The sequence below is a fragment of the Ideonella sp. P3_A4 genome (assembly GCF_056403075.1).
This window is the reverse complement of sequence record NZ_JBFUGE010000104.1, coordinates 1-15,791: the sequence shown is the minus strand read 5'-3', so window position 1 is coordinate 15,791 and position 15,791 is coordinate 1. Positions and strand designations below refer to the sequence as shown.

12 protein-coding genes and 1 pseudogene are annotated in these 15,791 nt (G+C 67.7%); all 13 read left to right on the top strand.

What is annotated here, in order from left to right; translation table 11 throughout:
• Positions 1 to 216 (top strand): annotated as a pseudogene (locus tag AC1DYI_RS12335) (hypothetical protein); the annotation flags it as partial.
• Positions 207 to 1,283 (top strand): ABC transporter ATP-binding protein, encoded by a 1,077-nt coding sequence (locus AC1DYI_RS12330; RefSeq protein ID WP_477204405.1) that lies wholly within the window; start codon positions 207 to 209, stop codon positions 1,281 to 1,283. The pseudogene AC1DYI_RS12335 and the gene AC1DYI_RS12330, both read left to right, overlap by 10 nt.
• Positions 1,283 to 2,356, top strand: coding sequence for an ABC transporter ATP-binding protein (locus AC1DYI_RS12325; RefSeq protein WP_477204404.1), 1,074 nt, complete (start codon positions 1,283 to 1,285; stop codon positions 2,354 to 2,356). Before AC1DYI_RS12330 ends, AC1DYI_RS12325 begins: the two co-directional genes overlap by 1 nt.
• 70 nt (positions 2,357 to 2,426) lie before the next feature.
• A complete protein-coding gene (locus AC1DYI_RS12320) occupies positions 2,427 to 3,311 on the top strand; it encodes a carbohydrate ABC transporter permease (protein WP_477204403.1) in 885 nt (294 codons plus the stop codon).
• Positions 3,308 to 4,120, top strand: a complete 813-nt coding sequence (locus tag AC1DYI_RS12315; RefSeq protein ID WP_477204402.1) for a carbohydrate ABC transporter permease — start codon at positions 3,308 to 3,310, stop codon at positions 4,118 to 4,120. The genes AC1DYI_RS12320 and AC1DYI_RS12315 overlap by 4 nt, the downstream gene beginning before the upstream one ends.
• Before the next feature lie 105 nt (positions 4,121 to 4,225).
• A complete protein-coding gene (locus tag AC1DYI_RS12310) occupies positions 4,226 to 4,534 on the top strand; it encodes a DUF2160 domain-containing protein (protein WP_477204401.1) in 309 nt (102 codons plus the stop codon).
• A 94-nt stretch (positions 4,535 to 4,628) separates the two neighbouring features.
• Complete coding sequence (locus AC1DYI_RS12305; RefSeq protein WP_477204400.1) at positions 4,629 to 6,359, top strand: ABC transporter substrate-binding protein; 1,731 nt, start codon at positions 4,629 to 4,631, stop codon at positions 6,357 to 6,359.
• A gap of 274 nt (positions 6,360 to 6,633) precedes the next feature.
• Positions 6,634 to 8,526 carry a TonB-dependent receptor plug domain-containing protein gene (locus tag AC1DYI_RS12300; RefSeq protein ID WP_477204399.1) on the top strand — a complete coding sequence of 631 codons (1,893 nt, stop codon included), beginning with the start codon at positions 6,634 to 6,636 and terminating at the stop codon, positions 8,524 to 8,526.
• Positions 8,523 to 9,080, top strand: a complete 558-nt coding sequence (locus tag AC1DYI_RS12295; protein WP_477204398.1) for a YfiR family protein — start codon at positions 8,523 to 8,525, stop codon at positions 9,078 to 9,080. Before AC1DYI_RS12300 ends, AC1DYI_RS12295 begins: the two co-directional genes overlap by 4 nt.
• Positions 9,081 to 9,104: 24 nt before the next feature.
• Complete coding sequence (locus AC1DYI_RS12290) at positions 9,105 to 11,297, top strand: putative bifunctional diguanylate cyclase/phosphodiesterase (protein ID WP_477204397.1); 2,193 nt, start codon at positions 9,105 to 9,107, stop codon at positions 11,295 to 11,297.
• Positions 11,298 to 11,424: 127 nt separating this feature from the next.
• A complete protein-coding gene (locus tag AC1DYI_RS12285; RefSeq protein WP_477204396.1) occupies positions 11,425 to 13,245 on the top strand; it encodes a TIR domain-containing protein in 1,821 nt (606 codons plus the stop codon).
• Positions 13,246 to 13,356: 111 nt separating this feature from the next.
• Entirely contained in the window at positions 13,357 to 14,529 is a 1,173-nt protein-coding gene (locus AC1DYI_RS12280; RefSeq protein ID WP_477204395.1) for a patatin-like phospholipase family protein, read from the top strand.
• 60 nt (positions 14,530 to 14,589) lie between these two features.
• Positions 14,590 to 15,791, top strand: a 1,202-nt coding sequence (locus tag AC1DYI_RS12275; protein WP_477204394.1) for a tetratricopeptide repeat-containing protein, incomplete at its 3' end; no start/stop codon positions are given.

The window sequence follows — 15,791 nt, the reverse complement described above, 5'->3', positions numbered from 1 at the left end:
GGCCTGTATGAAGCCGAGCTGAATTTCCTGCGCCAGACCGAGTGGGCCTGCACTGGCGACGACGTGCTGTGGCGGCGCAGCAAGCTGGGCCTGCACTACACGCCGGCCGAGCGTGCCAGCGTCGGCGCTTGGATGGACCGCGCCGCGACCGAACACCCCGTGACACCAACGTTTGTGGATCAGACGACTGAGATGAAGGACACCCCATGCAGCTGACGCTGGAGGGCATCAGCAAGAAGGTCGGGGCCGAAACCTGGCTACACGACATGAGCATCGCGCCGCACCCGGGCGCTGTGACCGTGCTGCTGGGCGCGACGCAGGCCGGCAAGACCAGCCTGATGCGCATCATGGCCGGGCTGGACACGCCGAGCGCCGGGCGCGTCAGCGTCGACGGAAAGGACGTGACCGGCGTGCCGGTGCGCGAGCGCAACGTCGCGATGGTCTACCAGCAGTTCATCAACTACCCATCGATGAGCGTGGCCGACAACATCGCCTCGCCGCTGAAACTGCGCGGCGAGAAGGGCGTGGCCGACCGGGTGCGTGAACTCGCCAGCAAGCTGCACATCGAGATGTTCCTCGACCGGTTGCCGGCGGCCTTGTCGGGCGGGCAGCAGCAGCGCGTCGCACTTGCGCGCGCATTGGCAAAAAACGCACCCTTGATGCTGCTCGACGAGCCGCTGGTCAACCTGGACTACAAGCTGCGCGAGGAGCTGCGCGAAGAGCTGACCCAGCTGTTCGCCAGCGGCGACTCGACGGTCGTCTACGCCACCACCGAGCCSGCCGAGGCGCTGCTGCTGGGCGGCTACACCGCGGTGCTCGACGCCGGTGAGTTGCTGCAGTACGGGCCAACGGCCGAGGTCTTCCATGCGCCGGCATCGATCCGCGTGGCGCGTGCCTTCAGCGACCCACCGATGAACCTGATCGGCGGCGAAGCGATGAGCGTTGGCGTGCAGATGAACGCCGGGCCGGCTTTGCAGATCCCGTTGCCCGCAGCGGCGTCGCGCGCCCTGACCCTGGGCGTGCGCGCCAGTGCGCTGCGCGTGTATGCACGGCCGGGCGACGTCTCGCTGCCGGGCAAGGTCGAGCTGGCCGAGATCTCAGGCTCCGACACCTTCGTCCACGTCTCGACGGCGGTCGGTGAACTCGTCGCGCAGCTGACCGGTGTGCATGACTTCGACCTTGGCGCTGCGATCACGCTGCACCTGAACCCGACGCAGGTCTATGTCTTCGACCAAGGCGGCCGCTTGCTCGTCGCGCCTACGCGCACCGGAGGAGCCCGCTGATGGCCCGCATCGACCTCGACCTCGCGCACTCGTACAAGCCGAACCCGAAAGAAGACGGCGACTACGCACTGCTGCCGCTGAAGATGAGTTTTGTCGACGGCGGCGCCTATGCGCTGCTGGGCCCGTCGGGCTGCGGCAAGACCACGATGCTCAACATCATGTCGGGCTTGCTGGTGCCGTCACACGGCACGGTGAAGTTCGACGGCAAGGACGTGACCCGCGCGACACCGCAGGCGCGCAACATCGCGCAGGTGTTCCAGTTCCCGGTCATCTACGACACGATGACGGTGGCCGAGAACCTGGCCTTTCCGCTGAAGAACCGCAAGGTGCCCGAAGCGCAGATCAAGCAGCGTGTCGGCCAGATCGCCGAGATGCTGGAGATGAGCCACCAGCTGAACCTGCGCGCCGCGGGCCTGGCGGCCGACCAGAAGCAGAAGATCTCGCTCGGCCGCGGCCTCGTGCGGCCGGACGTCTCGGCGGTGCTGTTTGACGAGCCGCTGACCGTGATCGACCCGCACCTGAAGTGGCAACTGCGGCGCAAGCTCAAGCAGATCCACCACGAGCTGAAGCTGACGCTGATCTATGTCACGCACGACCAGGTCGAGGCACTGACCTTCGCCGAGCAGGTCGTGGTCATGACACGCGGCAAGGCCGTGCAGGTCGGCCCGGCCGAGGCCTTGTTCGAGCGGCCGGCGCACACCTTCGTCGGCCACTTCATCGGCTCGCCGGGCATGAACTTCCTGCCGGTGCAGATGGGGGCCAGCGGCCTGCGCATCGGCGACCAGGCGCTGCCAGCGGCCACCCGCACCTTGCCAATGGGCGATCTGAAGCTGGGCATCCGGCCCGAGTACCTGGCGATCGCAGCGGCCGACGACCCGAACGCGCTGCCGGCCACGGTGACGCAGGTGCAGGACATCGGCACCTACATCCTGGTCAACTGCCGCGCCGGCGAGCATGTGATGAAAGTGCGCCTGGCCCCCGACGCCGTGGTGCCCGCACCGGGCGATGCGGTGCGGCTGCAGGTGCTGGGTGAGCACACCTGTTTCTACAAGAATGAGGAGCTGGTGGCATGAGCGCTGCATGGCCGATCCAAAGGCGCTCGCTCCCCCTCGGGGGGACGACGCATAGCGTCAAGGGGGTCCAATGAACAAGCCTGTCAACCAGAAGGCCTGGTTCCTGATCCTGCCGGTGTTCATCTGCGTAGCCTTCTCGGCCATCGTGCCGCTGATGACGGTGGTGAACTACTCGGTGCAGGACATCATCTCGCCCGAGCGGCGCGTGTTCGTCGGCACCGAATGGTTTGCCTCGGTGATGCGTGACGAGGATCTGCATGCCGCGCTGTGGAACCAGCTGCGCTTCTCGCTCGCGGTGCTCGCAGTCGAGATCCCGCTGGGCATCGGCCTGGCGCTGGCGATGCCGGCCCAAGGCTGGAAGTCCTCGGCGACGCTCGTGATCATCGCGTTGTCGCTGCTGATCCCATGGAACGTGGTCGGCACGATCTGGCAGATCTTCGGTCGCGCCGACATCGGCCTGATGGGCGCGACGCTGGAGAAGCTCGGCATCGAATACAGCTACACCGGCAACGCGACGCAGGCCTGGCTGACGGTGCTGCTGATGGACGTCTGGCACTGGACGCCGCTGGTCGCGCTGCTTTGTTATGCAGGCTTGCGCTCCATTCCCGATGCGTACTACCAGGCGGCGCGCATCGACGGCGCGAGCAAGCTCGCCGTCTTCCGCTACATCCAGCTGCCCAAGATGCGCGGCGTGCTGATGATCGCGGTGCTGCTGCGCTTCATGGACTCTTTCATGATCTACACCGAGCCCTTCGTGCTGACCGGCGGTGGCCCCGGCAATGCGACCACGTTCCTCAGCCAGTACCTGACGCAAAAGGCGGTCGGCCAGTTCGACCTCGGGCCCGCGGCAGCGTTCTCGCTGATCTACTTCCTGATCATCTTGCTGTTCTGCTTCGTGCTCTACAACTGGATGCAGCGCGTCGGCACGGCCGACAAGGAAGGGGTTGCTGAATGAACGACGGCAAATTCCAGAAACGCAGCGTTTTGCTGCTGCTGTACATCGCCTTCGCGCTGTTGCCCATCTACTGGATGGTCAACATGAGCTTCAAGACCAACGAGGAGATCCTGTCGAGCTTCTCGTTGTTCCCGCAGCACTTCACCTGGGCCAACTACAAGACCATCTTCACCGACGAGAGCTGGTACTCGGGCTACATCAACAGCCTGATCTATGTCGCGATCAACACGGTGATCTCGATCACCGTCGCGCTGCCGGCCGCCTATGCGTTCAGCCGCTACTCGTTCCTCGGCGACAAGCATGTGTTCTTCTGGCTGCTGACCAACCGCATGACGCCGCCGGCCGTGTTCCTGCTGCCGTTCTTCCAGCTGTACTCGACGATGGGGATGATGGACACACACATCGCCGTCGCACTGGCGCACCTGCTGTTCAACGTGCCGCTGGCGGTGTGGATCCTCGAAGGCTTCATGAGCGGCATCCCGCGCGAGATCGACGAGACGGCGTACATCGACGGCTACACCTTCCCGCGCTTCTTCCTGACGATCTTCCTGCCGCTGATCAAGGCAGGGGTCGGTGTCGCAGCCTTCTTCTGCTTCATGTTCAGCTGGGTCGAGCTGCTGCTGGCGCGCACGCTGACCAGCGTCAACGCCAAGCCGATCGTCGCGACGATGACGCGCACGGTCAGCGCATCGGGCATGGATTGGGCGGTGCTGGCCGCGGCCGGCACGCTGACCATCGTGCCGGGCGCGATCGTGATCTGGTTCGTGCGGCACTACATCGCGAAGGGTTTCGCGATGGGCCGAGTGTGATGTCAGCCCCCGGCTGCGGTGTACCGCATCCGCCCCCCGCGGGGGCGCTCAGCCGCCTTGGGGCGGCCCGGCGCCGGCTGAGTGGCGACAACAAGGAGCATTGGAATGTTTGACTGGATGGTCTGGACCACCCCCGTGGCCGTGTTCTTCACCTGCATCGTGCTGACGCTCGCCGGCATGACGGTGTGGGAGATCAAGTCGCCGACGACGATGCGCAAGGGCTGGTTGCCGATCTCGACGACGCGCGGCGACCGGTTGTTCATCGGCCTGCTGAGCGCGGCCTATGTCAACCTGGCTTTCATTGGCCTGGCCGGCAAGTTCGCCGAATGGTTTTCACTCGAGAGCGAGCCCAGCATCTGGATCAGCTTCGTCATCTCGATGGGTGTGCTGGCGCTGATCATGCGCAAAGGCTGACGCCCACAGTTCTCGGGATCCGGCCCGGTGCTTCCCCGGGGCCGTGGTAACCCAACCGCACACGGGGAAGCAGCAGTGAATGAGGAGACAGCAAATGAAGGTGCGCTATACCGCACTCGCCCTGGCGGCGACCTGCGCGCTCGGTGGTCAAGCCTGGGCCGATGAAGCCGCAGCCAAGAAGTGGATCGACAACGAGTTCCAACCTTCGACGCTGAGCAAGGATCAGCAGACGGCCGAGATGAAATGGTTCATCGACGCCGCGGCCAAGCTCAAGGCCAAGGGCGTGAAGGAAATCTCGGTCGTCTCCGAGACCATCACCACCCACGAATACGAATCGAAGACGCTGGCCAAGGCGTTCGCTGAAATCACCGGCATCACCGTCAAGCACGACATCATCCAAGAGGGTGACGTGGTCGAGAAGCTGCAGACCTCGATGCAGTCGGGCAAGTCGATCTACGACGGCTGGATCAGCGACTCCGACCTGATCGGCACGCACTGGCGCTACGGCAAGATCATGAACCTGACCGACTACATGGCCGGCGCAGGCAAGGAGTTCACCAACCCTGATCTGGACCTGAAGGACTTCATCGGCACCAGCTTCACGACCGCGCCGGACGGCAAGCTCTACCAGCTGCCCGACCAGCAGTTCGCCAACCTGTACTGGTTCCGCGCCGACCTGTTCGCGCGCAAAGACCTGCAGCGCCAGTTCCGCACCAAGTACGGCTACGACCTGGGCGTGCCGCTGAACTGGTCGGCCTATGAGGACATCGCCGAGTTCTTCAGCACCGAGGTGAAGACGCTCGACGGCAAGCCGATCTATGGCCACATGGACTACGGCAAGAAGGACCCGTCGCTGGGCTGGCGCTTCACCGACGCCTGGCTGTCGATGGCCGGTACCGCCGACAAGGGCATCCCGAACGGCGTGCCTGTCGACGAATGGGGCATCCGCGTCGACGACAAGAAGTGCTCGCCTGTCGGCGCTTCGGTCGAGCGTGGTGGCGCAACCAATTCGCCGGCCGCCGTCTACGCACTGACCAAGTACGTCGACTGGATGAAGAAGTACGCACCGAAGGAAGCCACCGGCATGACCTTCGGCGAAGCCGGCCCGGTGCCGGCGCAGGGCCAGATCGCACAGCAGATCTTCTGGTACACCGCCTTCACCGCCGACATGACCAAGCCGGGCCTGCCGGTGGTCAATGCCGACGGCACGCCGAAGTGGCGCATGGCGCCCGGCCCGAACGGCCCGTACTGGAAGCAGGGCATGCAGAACGGCTACCAGGACGTGGGCTCCTGGACCTTCTTCAAGGACGGCGACGCGAACCGCACCGCCGCCGCCTGGCTCTACGCGCAGTTCATCACCGCCAAGACCACGTCGCTGAAGAAGTCGATCGTCGGCCTGACCTTCATCCGTGACTCCGACATCCGCAGCGACTACTTCACGCAGAACGCGGCCAAGTACGGTGGCCTGATCGAGTTCTATCGCAGCCCGGCGCGTGTGGCCTGGACGCCGACCGGCACCAACGTGCCCGACTACCCGAAGCTGGCCCAGCTGTGGTGGAAGAACGTGGCGCAAGCGGTCACCGGCGAGAAGACCCCGCAGGGCGCGATGGACAACCTGGCCAAGGAAATGGACGACGTGATGGCGCGACTCGAGCGCGCCGGCATGGCGACCTGCGCGCCGAAGCTGAACCCGAAGAGCTCGCCGGACAAGTGGTTGTCGGACAACGCCGCGCCGTGGAAGAAGCTGGCCAACGAAAAGCCGAAGGGTGAAACCATCGACTACGTGCGCCTGCTGCAAGCCTGGAAGGAAGGCCGGGTCCGCTGAACCTGGTCTGAAAACAGACTCCTCGCCCGCCGGCCCTTGCGGCGGGTTTGTGCACGACCGCGCCGGGGTGGGGGAACCACCTGGCGCGGTCTTTTTTCTCCTGGAGCGTCCGGGACACTGGATATCCCCACAGGGCGCACGTGATCGCTGTCACAGCGGGGGCGATCAGGCGTGGAGGCAGCCCTCAGTTCTGACGAATGCGGTCGATAAGGCTGGCGACAATCCGTCGACCTGCATGGGCTTTGGCCCGTGCGTGCCCGCTTTTGGCTGTTACATGCCCCTCCACGTCGCCGCCGCCATCACCCGCCGCCCCCTCACCCTTGCTCTGGCCCTCGCGTGCTGGCTTGGCGCAGCCACGGCTTCACGGGCCGAAGAGCTGACCGAACTGCCGCTCGAAAGCCTGCTCGAGACCGAGGTCGTCAGCGCTGCGCGCTTCGCCCGCCAGGTCACCGACGCGGCATCGGCGGTCTCGGTGCTGACCTCCGAAGACATCCGCATCCTCGGCCTGCGCACGCTGGGCGAGGTGCTGGACCAAATGCGCGGACTGCATGTGGCGCATTCGCTCGACTACGTGTTCCTCGGCGCACGCGGCATCGGCGGCCCGTTGAGCTTCGCCGGCCGGGTGCTGCTGCTGATCGACGGCATTCCGGCGGTCGACAACCTGTACGACCAGCCCTACCTGGGCCACGATGCGCTGATCGACGTGGCGCTGATAGACCGCATCGAGTACGCCCCCGGCGGCGGCACCGCGATGTACGGCAACAACGCGTTCCTGGGCGTCATCAACGTCGTCACCAAACGGGGCCGCGACATCGGCGGCCTGCAAGTCAGTGCTTCGATGGGCGACTGGAACGAGCGCATGGTGCGCATCAGCGGCGGCCAGCGGCTGCCCAACGGTGCCGAGTGGCTGCTGTCGGCCACCACGCATGCGAACACCGGCATCCCGTCAGCCGAAGTCGGTGACCTGTTCGACCACCAGATCGACACCGCGCACGACCATCGAATCTTCTTCAAGGGCTCGTACAACGGCTTCAGTGTCGAGGCCATGGGCGCGCAGCGCCGCGTCTTCACCGATCGGCGGCCTGCCTGGTACTACAGCTACCTCGACCGCAACGAGCTGGTTTCGCTGGGCTACGACTTCGAGCCGGCCCCGCACTGGCGCACCTCGCTGCGGCTGAACGGCGGGCGCTATGCCTACCGCACCAGCGATGAAGACACCCAGTACGGCTATGCGCGTGACGCGAACAGCGGCACCTGGTGGTCGACCGACGGCCAGTTCAGCTTCGATGGCCTTGAGGGCCACCGCATCGTGCTTGGTGCGCGTGTGAGGCGCGACCCGCTGCTGCGCTCGGACTACCTGGACTACGACGGCAAGTCCTACGTCTACGACGACCGTCGCCGCAGCGTCGGTTTTTCGGGCGAAGACGAGATCACGCTCAGCCCCGAGTGGCGCGTGACCGGCGGCCTGCGTGTCGACAAGCGAACCTACTCCGACGTGGCCTGGAGCCCGCGCGCCGCGCTGGTCTGGCAGCCGGCTCCGCAATGGCAGCTGAAGCTGTCGCAGGGTCGGGCAACCCGTTTCGCGTCGACCTCCGAGCGCAACTTCGGCCTCGGCAACGACGTGTCCGACGAACGCGTGACGACCAACGAATTCGTCACCGAGTACCGGCGCGACAGCCTGCGCCTGCTCGGCAGCCTGTACCGCTACCGCATCACCCACCTGTACCAACCGGATGAGGGCATCACCCACATCGACGGCCGCGGCGCAGAGCTCGAAGCCGAATGGCAGTGGCGAGGCTTTCGCCTGCGCGGCAGCCAGGCCTGGCAGCACGCCAAGGCCAACACCGGCCCGCAGCTGGGCTACTCGCCGCGCACGGTCAGCAAGGTCCAGGCGTCGGCGCCGCTGGTCGGTGAAACATTGCGCCTGAGCCTGGCGTACCGCCGCACCGGCAACTTCGACGACTTCCGAGGGCAGGCGATGCCGCCGCACGAGTTGGTCGACCTGACGCTGGTGTCGCAGAAGTTCATCGGCGGGCTGGACCTGCGCATCGGCTGGCGCAACGTGACGAACCAGCGCGAAGAAGCGCTCGACCAGTACTTCAACGAGCCACCGACCGGCCAACGCCGCCGCTCGGCCTGGATCGAATTGACGGGCACGTTCCAATGACCCGCCGGTCCCGCCAGACAACTCGCTGGGCGCGCTGGTCCGCCGCGCCGCTGTTGGCTGCACTGATGGCCGGCCTGGCCACGCCCGCGTCTGCCCAGGTCGACGAGCGTGCGCTGAAGGCCGCCTACCTGTTCAACTTCATCCAGTTCACCCAGTGGCCGGTGCCGCCGGACGAGCCCTTCCAACTGTGCGTGCTCGGCACCACGCCGCTGGACGAACAACTGGCCAAGCTCGAAGGCAAGCCAGTGTTGAGTGGCCTTCACATCAGCCTGCGCCACGTCGCGCCGCGTGAGTCCTTCGCCGGCTGCCATGCGCTGTATGTCGACGACAGCCAGCGCTCGCAGGTCGACGAGGTGCTGGGCCGCCTGGCCGGCACCCCGGTGCTGACCATCACCGACGGCGACGGCCTGGCCGACAAGGGCGTCATGATCGAGATCCACAAGCGTGAGGCGCGGTTGGGCTTCGAAGTGAACCTGAAGGTGGCGCGGCGCGCGAACCTGAACTTCAGCGCTCGCATGCTGAAGCTGGCCAGCTACGTAGCCGGTGCGCTCTGACGTCCGCAGATGTAAACGTTCTCCATGCGCAGACCCCGCTTTACCCAACTCCGCCAACGGTCGATCCAGCGTCAGATCACGACGCTGGGCCTGGCCTTGACGGCGCTGGTGTTGGCCGGCTTTGCCCTCGGCATGATGCTGCACGAGGCCGCCAACCGGCGCCAGGCGCTCGAAGCCAGCATGACGACCGAGGCCGAGATCATCGGCAGCAACAGCGCGGCCGCAGTGACCTTCGGCAACGACGAAGAGGCGAATGAGATCCTGGCCTCGCTGGCCGCCTCGCCCGACGTGCAGCAAGCCCGCATCTTCATGCCCGACGGCCGCCCGCTGGGCCGCTACACCGCCGAGAACGCTGCGGCCGAGTGCCATGTGCTGCGACCCGAAGGCAGTGGCCGCTCGTGGGACCTGCGCTGGTGCGGCGCCGCGCTGTACCGGCCGATCCTGCTGCACGGCAAGGTCGTCGGCACGGTGGCGATGGAGGTGGGCCTGAGCTCTACCTACCGCGCATTGGCCGGCACGATCGTCGTCAGCCTGGCCTTGGCCGCGCTGGCGTTCGTTCTGTCGATCCCGTTGTGGCGCCGCGTGGCTGCCCGTGTGGCCGAGCCGCTGACACGGCTGGTCGAGCTGACCGAACGCGTCAGCCACGAGCAGGACTTCCGCCTGCGCGCCACGGCCAGCGGCAGCCGCGAGGTGGACGCGCTGGCCAGTGGCTTCAACCAGATGATGAGCCAGCTGCAGCAGCGCGACGAGCGGCTCAACCACGAGCTGCACCAGCGCCGCCAGGCCGAGGTGCGGCTGAACGACCTGGCCTACTTCGACCCGGTGACGGGGCTGCACAACCGGCACTACTTTCTCGAACGCATCGACTCGGCCGTTGCCCGCGCCGGCCGCGAACAGGGCCGCTGTGCGCTGATCTACATCGACCTGGATGGCTTCAAGCAGGTCAACGACACCCTCGGCCATGACCGCGGCGACGAGCTGCTGCGCGAAGTCGGCCGCCGGCTGACGGAGACGCTGCGCCGCAGCGACGGTGTCTGCCGCCTGGGCGGCGACGAGTTCGCGGTCATCATCGACGACGACAGCGCCATCGGCCAGGTCGAGAAGGTCGCGGCCAAGCTGGTCGAGGTGTTGGCGGCGCCGTACCGCTTGTCCGACCAGCGCAGCGCGCAGGTCTCGGCCAGCATCGGCGCCTGCCTGTTCCCCGACGATGCCGACGACCGCGACAGCATGATGCGGCATGCCGACAGCGCGATGTACCGCGCCAAGGAGCGCGGCAAGAACCGCTACTGGCTTTACCACGCCGGCGGGTCGGAACCACCGAGCCGGCGCCAGCAGCTGGAGCAGGCGCTGGACGAAGCGCTTGAGCGCAACGAGCTGAACCTGGTCTACCAACCGCAGGTGCTGATGCCTTCGGCCGATCACGAAGACGGCAATGCGCCGGTGGTGTTCGGCTTCGAAGCCCTGCTGCGCTGGCGCCATGCTTCGCTGGGCTTGATCAGCCCGGTCGAGTTCATCCCGCTGGCCGAGGCGAGCGGGGCGATCGAATCGATCGGCGAGTGGGTGCTGCAGGAGGCCTGCAGCCGCCTGGTCCAGTGGCGCAAGATTCACCCGCAGCTGCAGATGAGCGTCAACCTGTCGGCGCGCCAACTGGCCAGCGACGAGGTGATCGACCGCCTGATCGACGTGCTGGTGGCCAGTGGGCTGCCGGCCGGTGCGGTCGAACTCGAGTTGACCGAGTCGCTGCTGGTCGACCGGACCGAGCTGATGCTGGGCCGATTGGGCCGCCTGCGCGCGGCCGGCTTCGGCCTGGCGATCGACGACTTCGGCACCGGCTACTCGTCGCTCGCCTACCTCGACAGCTTCCCGATCACGACGCTGAAGATCGACCGCGCGTTCGTGCGCAATCTTGGCGCCCCGAGGGCTGGTCTGGCGCCCAACCCGCCCCCCGAGGGGGTCAAGGGACTTGGGAGCGGCCCTTCATCCCTTGAGACGGGCGCCGCACGCGGTGATGCGATCGCGCGCGCGATCGTCGCGATCGGGGCAGCCATCGGCGCCGACGTCATCGCCGAGGGCATCGAGACCGCGGCGCAGGCGCAGGCGCTGCACCAGCTCGGCTGCCGTCGCGGCCAAGGCTACCTCTACGCCGCGCCCTTGGGCGAGAACGGCGCCTTCGAGCTGCTGCGCGCACTGCCGGCCGACGTCGAATTGCCGGCCTGACGCCGCCCTTCGTTCCTTGCCCTTCCCCACCCCTGGGGATGCCATCCCCCTTGCTCTGGGGCGGACCCCGCCTTGCGGTGGGACCACTTTGCGGCGATGCTGGCGCGTTCGACAACACCGCGCCGCGATGCCCGACCTGTTCATCAGTTATGCCCGCGAAGACCGTGACACCGCACTGGCCCTGGCCCAGGCGCTGCAACGGCGTGGCATCGACGTCTGGTGGGACCGTGAACTGACCGGCGGTGGCGACTTCGCGGCCGAGATCGAGCGCAACCTGCGGGCCGCGCCGGTGGCGGTGGTGCTGTGGTCGGCCGCATCGGTGCTGTCGGACTTCGTGCGCGACGAGTCGAGCCGTGCGCGTGATCTGCAGAAGCTCGTGCCGGTGCGCATCAGCCCGGTCGAGCTGCCGCTGGGCTTTGGCACGCTGCACACGCTGGACCTGCTGGACTGGGACGGCGACCCCACCGACGAAGCCTGCCTGGCGCTGATCAACCAGGTGCGCCAACGGCTTGAGAAAGCCGGCCCGCGCGACGCCCGCGCCGATGAAGCAGCCCGCCTCGCCACGCTGGCGCAATTGGCGAGTGAAGACACGCTGAGCCATCGCCGACGCCGGCGCCGCCTGGTCCTGGGCTTGGGCGTCGCCGGGGCCACCGGCGCGGTCGGGCTGGGCCTCGTGGGCTGGCAACGCTTGAACCGCGCCGAAGCGCTGGCCCACCTCGGCCAGGCGCTGGAAGACCATTTCGCCAACCCGCCGCGGCTGGAGAGTGCGCAAAGCGAATACGCCAGCGCGATCGAGCTGGACGGCGGCCTGGCCACCGCGCATTACTTTCTCGCCCACCTGTATGCCCAGCTGATGCTGCGCGGCAGCCCGCCGCCCAGCGGCGAGTTGCTCGAAGCCTTGCGGGCCGATGCGCGCCAGCACTTCCAACAGGCGCTGAACTCTCCTGAACGCCTGGACGGCGCGCAGCGGGTGATTGCGCGCGGCCAGCTCGCCTTGCTGAGCCAGACCGACACAGCCACTGCGGTGACCCGGTCGGTGCAGGTGGCCGAGGCCGGTGGTAACGCAGGCACCGACCCCGGCCCACCGCCGGTGCGCATCGACGACACATTGCCCCCGCGACCGCCGGCCGGCGCCGGCGGCACAGCCCCCGGCCGAGCGGGCAGCGGCGCCGGCGTGCCGGACCGGGATGTCGAGCCAGCGYGGCCTTCGGTGCCGCCGACCGCGGCAAGCGCCACACCGCGCCAGCGCGTGCCGGCGCCGGCGGCAGTCGCGCAAGCTGCCCGCAGCCACAGCGAAGCCTTGTTCAGCGCCGACCGCGACAGCCGCCTCGCGGCCAGCACCTCGTTGACGTTGGACCCGGCCAGTGCCGCCGAAGCGCTGCCGTCGGCCATCGCGCAGGCACGCCGAGCACTGCGCAGCGCACCGCAGGCCGAGGCCACGCGCCAGGGCCTGGGCGCGACGCTGGCGCTGCTCGAACGCGCCAGCCCGTCGTCGCTGCGCGAGGTTCAGGCGTCGCTGCAAGGCCTGCTCGACGAGCTGGCAGCGTCGCCGCTGGCACYGGCCACCGCCGAAGCCTCCTCACGCCTGGCCAGTGCGCTGGAGCGCAACGCGCAGCGCCGCCCGGTCGCCTACCTGCAGATCGCGCGCGAGAGCCAGCGCCCGATCGCGCAAGCGCTGGCGCAGCGTTTGGCCGCGGCCGGCTACGTGACACCGGGCATCGAGCTGACCGGCGAGGCGCGTGCGCCCGCGAAGCCCAGCTTGCGCGCCCAAGGCGCAAGCGACCCCGACCTCGCGCGCTGGTGCCAACGGGCGTTCGAACAGGCCGTCGGCGCGCCGGCCGAGCTGGCCGTGTTGCGCCGCGCGCAGCCGGACACCGATACCTTCGAGATCTGGTTTGACAAGGCGCTGTGTGCCCCTGGCGGGCGCAGCCTGCCAACCTGTACATGACCCGGGCGCAGCCTGCCGACATGTGCGTGACCCCGGCGCAGCCTGCCGGCCTGTGCCTGATGCGGCGCTGGCCTGCTGATCGGCAGCACCTGACAATCCAAGGAGACTGACATGAGCAACGTCCTGCTGCAACGCCTGGACGTCTCCGGCCCGAAGAAGATCCTCGCCTGCGATGGCGGCGGCATCCTGGGTCTGATCAGCGTCGAGATCCTGGCCCGGATGGAGGCCGAGCTGCGTGTGCAGACCGGCCAGCCGCAGCTGGTGCTGGCCGACTGGTTCGACTTCTGCTGCGGCACCTCGACCGGCGCGATCGTCGCGGCCTGCATCTCGGCCGGCATGAGCATGGCGCAGATCCGCAGCTTCTATGTCGACAGCGGCCAGGACATGTTCCACAAGGCCAGCATCCTGAACCGGCTGAAGTACAGCTACGAGGACGAGCCGTTGGCGGCCAAGCTGAAGGCCGAGCTGAACCACGCGCTCGGCTATCCGGACGATGCCAGCCCCGCGACACTCGGTGACCCCGGCCTGCGCACGCTGCTGATGATGGTGCTGCGCAACCACTCGACCGATTCGCCGTGGCCGGTCAGCAACCACCCGCGCGCCAAGTACAACCAGCCCGCGCGGCCCGACTGCAACCTGCACCTGCCGCTGTGGCAGCTGGTGCGCGCCAGCACCGCGGCGCCGACCTTCTTTCCGCCCGAGGTCGTCACGCTCGGCCAGGGCAGCGACAAGGAGCACCAGTTCGTCTTCGTCGACGGCGGTGTCACGACCTACAACAACCCGGCCTTCCTGGCCTTCCAGATGGTCACTGCGCGGCCCTTCGGCGTGAACTGGAAGACCGGCCCCGACGAGTTGCTGATCGTCTCGGTCGGCACCGGCGGCGCGGCCAAGGCACGGCCCGATCTGCAAGCCGATGACCTGTGGCTGCTCGACCATGCGAAGAACATCCCCAGCGCGCTGATGAACGCCGCCAGCGCCGGCTGGGACATGGCCTGCCGCGTGCTCGGCGACTGCCGCCACGGTGGCGAGCTCGACCACGAGGTCGGCGACCTGGTCAGCCAGACTGGCACTGCCGCCAACTCGACCTGCCCGAAGCTGTTCAGCTACGTGCGCTACGACCCCGAGGTCAGCCGCACCGGGCTCGATGCGCTGGGTCTGACCGACGTCGATCCGAAGGTGGTGCAGGTGATGGACTCGATCGCCCACATCCCGCTGATCCAGCAGGTCGGCAGCACCTACGCCAAGCAGGTCGTGCAGCCCGCGCACTGGCGCGGGTTTACTTGAGCCTGAGGTGGGTGCGATCCGGGGCCAGAATCGGCGACCTTTCGCGACCCGATTCCCCGCTTGAAGAACACCAAGGACAAACCCCTGTGCTTCGTCGTCCAGGGCTTCGGCACGAAGACCGACTACACCGACGGCCGCGTGCTCGACCTCGACGCCTCATACGAAGTGATCAAGGCGGCCGTGCAACGCGCCGGCTTGCGCTGCCAGCGCGCGGATGAGATCGTGCACGCCGGCACCATCGACATCCCGATGTACGAGCAGCTGCTGAACGCCGACCTGGTGATCGCCGACCTGTCGACGAACAACGTGAACGCCGCCTTCGAGTTGGGCGTGCGCTATGCGCTGCGGCCACGCACGACGATCGTCGTCGCCGAATCGAAGTTCAAGAGCCCKTTCGACGTCAACCACATCGTGATCCGGCGCTACGAGCACCTCGGGCCGGACCTGGGCGCGAAGGAAGCGCGGCGCTTCGAGCGCGAGCTGGCCGCCAGCATCAAGGTCATCATGGCCGAGGCGCGCACCGACAGTCCGGTCTACTCGATGCTGCCGCAGCTGAAGCCGCCACACCTGCCCGTGCTGCCGCCCGTCACCGCGCCGGCGGTCGCGCCGCCGGCGCGGGCGACCGAAGAGACGTTGACCGACCGCGGCACGCCGGCGGCCCGCGCCGCTCGCCCACCGAAGCCGCCACCCACCGCCCGCGACTGGCTCGACCGCGCGCAGCGGGCGATGGCAGTCGAAGACTACGGCGCCGCCGTCAAGGCTTGGGAAGAAGTACGCCGCTTCAGCCCCAGCGATTCGCACGCGACGCAGCAGTTGGCGTTGGCCACCTACCGCCATCGGCGACCGAACGAGGCCACGGCGCTGGACGCGACCCGCGAGCTGCTCGCCACGCTGTCGCCAGCCACCACCCWTGACGCCGAAACGCTGACCTTGTGGGCCGCKATCCACCAGCGACGCTGGGACCGCGGCCGCGACCCGGCCGACCTGGCCGAGGCCCTGTCCGCCTTCGAGCGCGGCTTCGTCCTGAAGGAAGACCACTACAACGCCGCCCACCTGGCCTATCTGCTTCAGGTGCGCGCGGCGCAGCATCTCAAGGCCAAGCGGCGCGACGACGCGCTGGCCGACTGGGTGCAGGCGCAGCGCCTGTGGCGCGACGCGCAGGCACTGGCCGAGCCCTTGACCGGCCGCGCTGACGCCACCACCAGCGCGCGCTACTGGGCCTGTGTGACGCTGTGGCAGGCCGGCATCGCGCTGGGCGATGC

Coding starts and splice junctions, on each gene's coding strand:
- AC1DYI_RS12315 (WP_477204402.1), top strand. CDS start 3,308: ATGAACGACGGCAAATTCCAGAAACGCAGCGTTTTGCTGCTGCTGTAC.
- AC1DYI_RS12305 (WP_477204400.1), top strand. CDS start 4,629: ATGAAGGTGCGCTATACCGCACTCGCCCTGGCGGCGACCTGCGCGCTC.
- AC1DYI_RS12310 (WP_477204401.1), top strand. CDS start 4,226: ATGTTTGACTGGATGGTCTGGACCACCCCCGTGGCCGTGTTCTTCACC.
- AC1DYI_RS12300 (WP_477204399.1), top strand. CDS start 6,634: ATGCCCCTCCACGTCGCCGCCGCCATCACCCGCCGCCCCCTCACCCTT.
- AC1DYI_RS12325 (WP_477204404.1), top strand. CDS start 1,283: ATGGCCCGCATCGACCTCGACCTCGCGCACTCGTACAAGCCGAACCCG.
- AC1DYI_RS12295 (WP_477204398.1), top strand. CDS start 8,523: ATGACCCGCCGGTCCCGCCAGACAACTCGCTGGGCGCGCTGGTCCGCC.
- AC1DYI_RS12320 (WP_477204403.1), top strand. CDS start 2,427: ATGAACAAGCCTGTCAACCAGAAGGCCTGGTTCCTGATCCTGCCGGTG.
- AC1DYI_RS12280 (WP_477204395.1), top strand. CDS start 13,357: ATGAGCAACGTCCTGCTGCAACGCCTGGACGTCTCCGGCCCGAAGAAG.
- AC1DYI_RS12290 (WP_477204397.1), top strand. CDS start 9,105: ATGCGCAGACCCCGCTTTACCCAACTCCGCCAACGGTCGATCCAGCGT.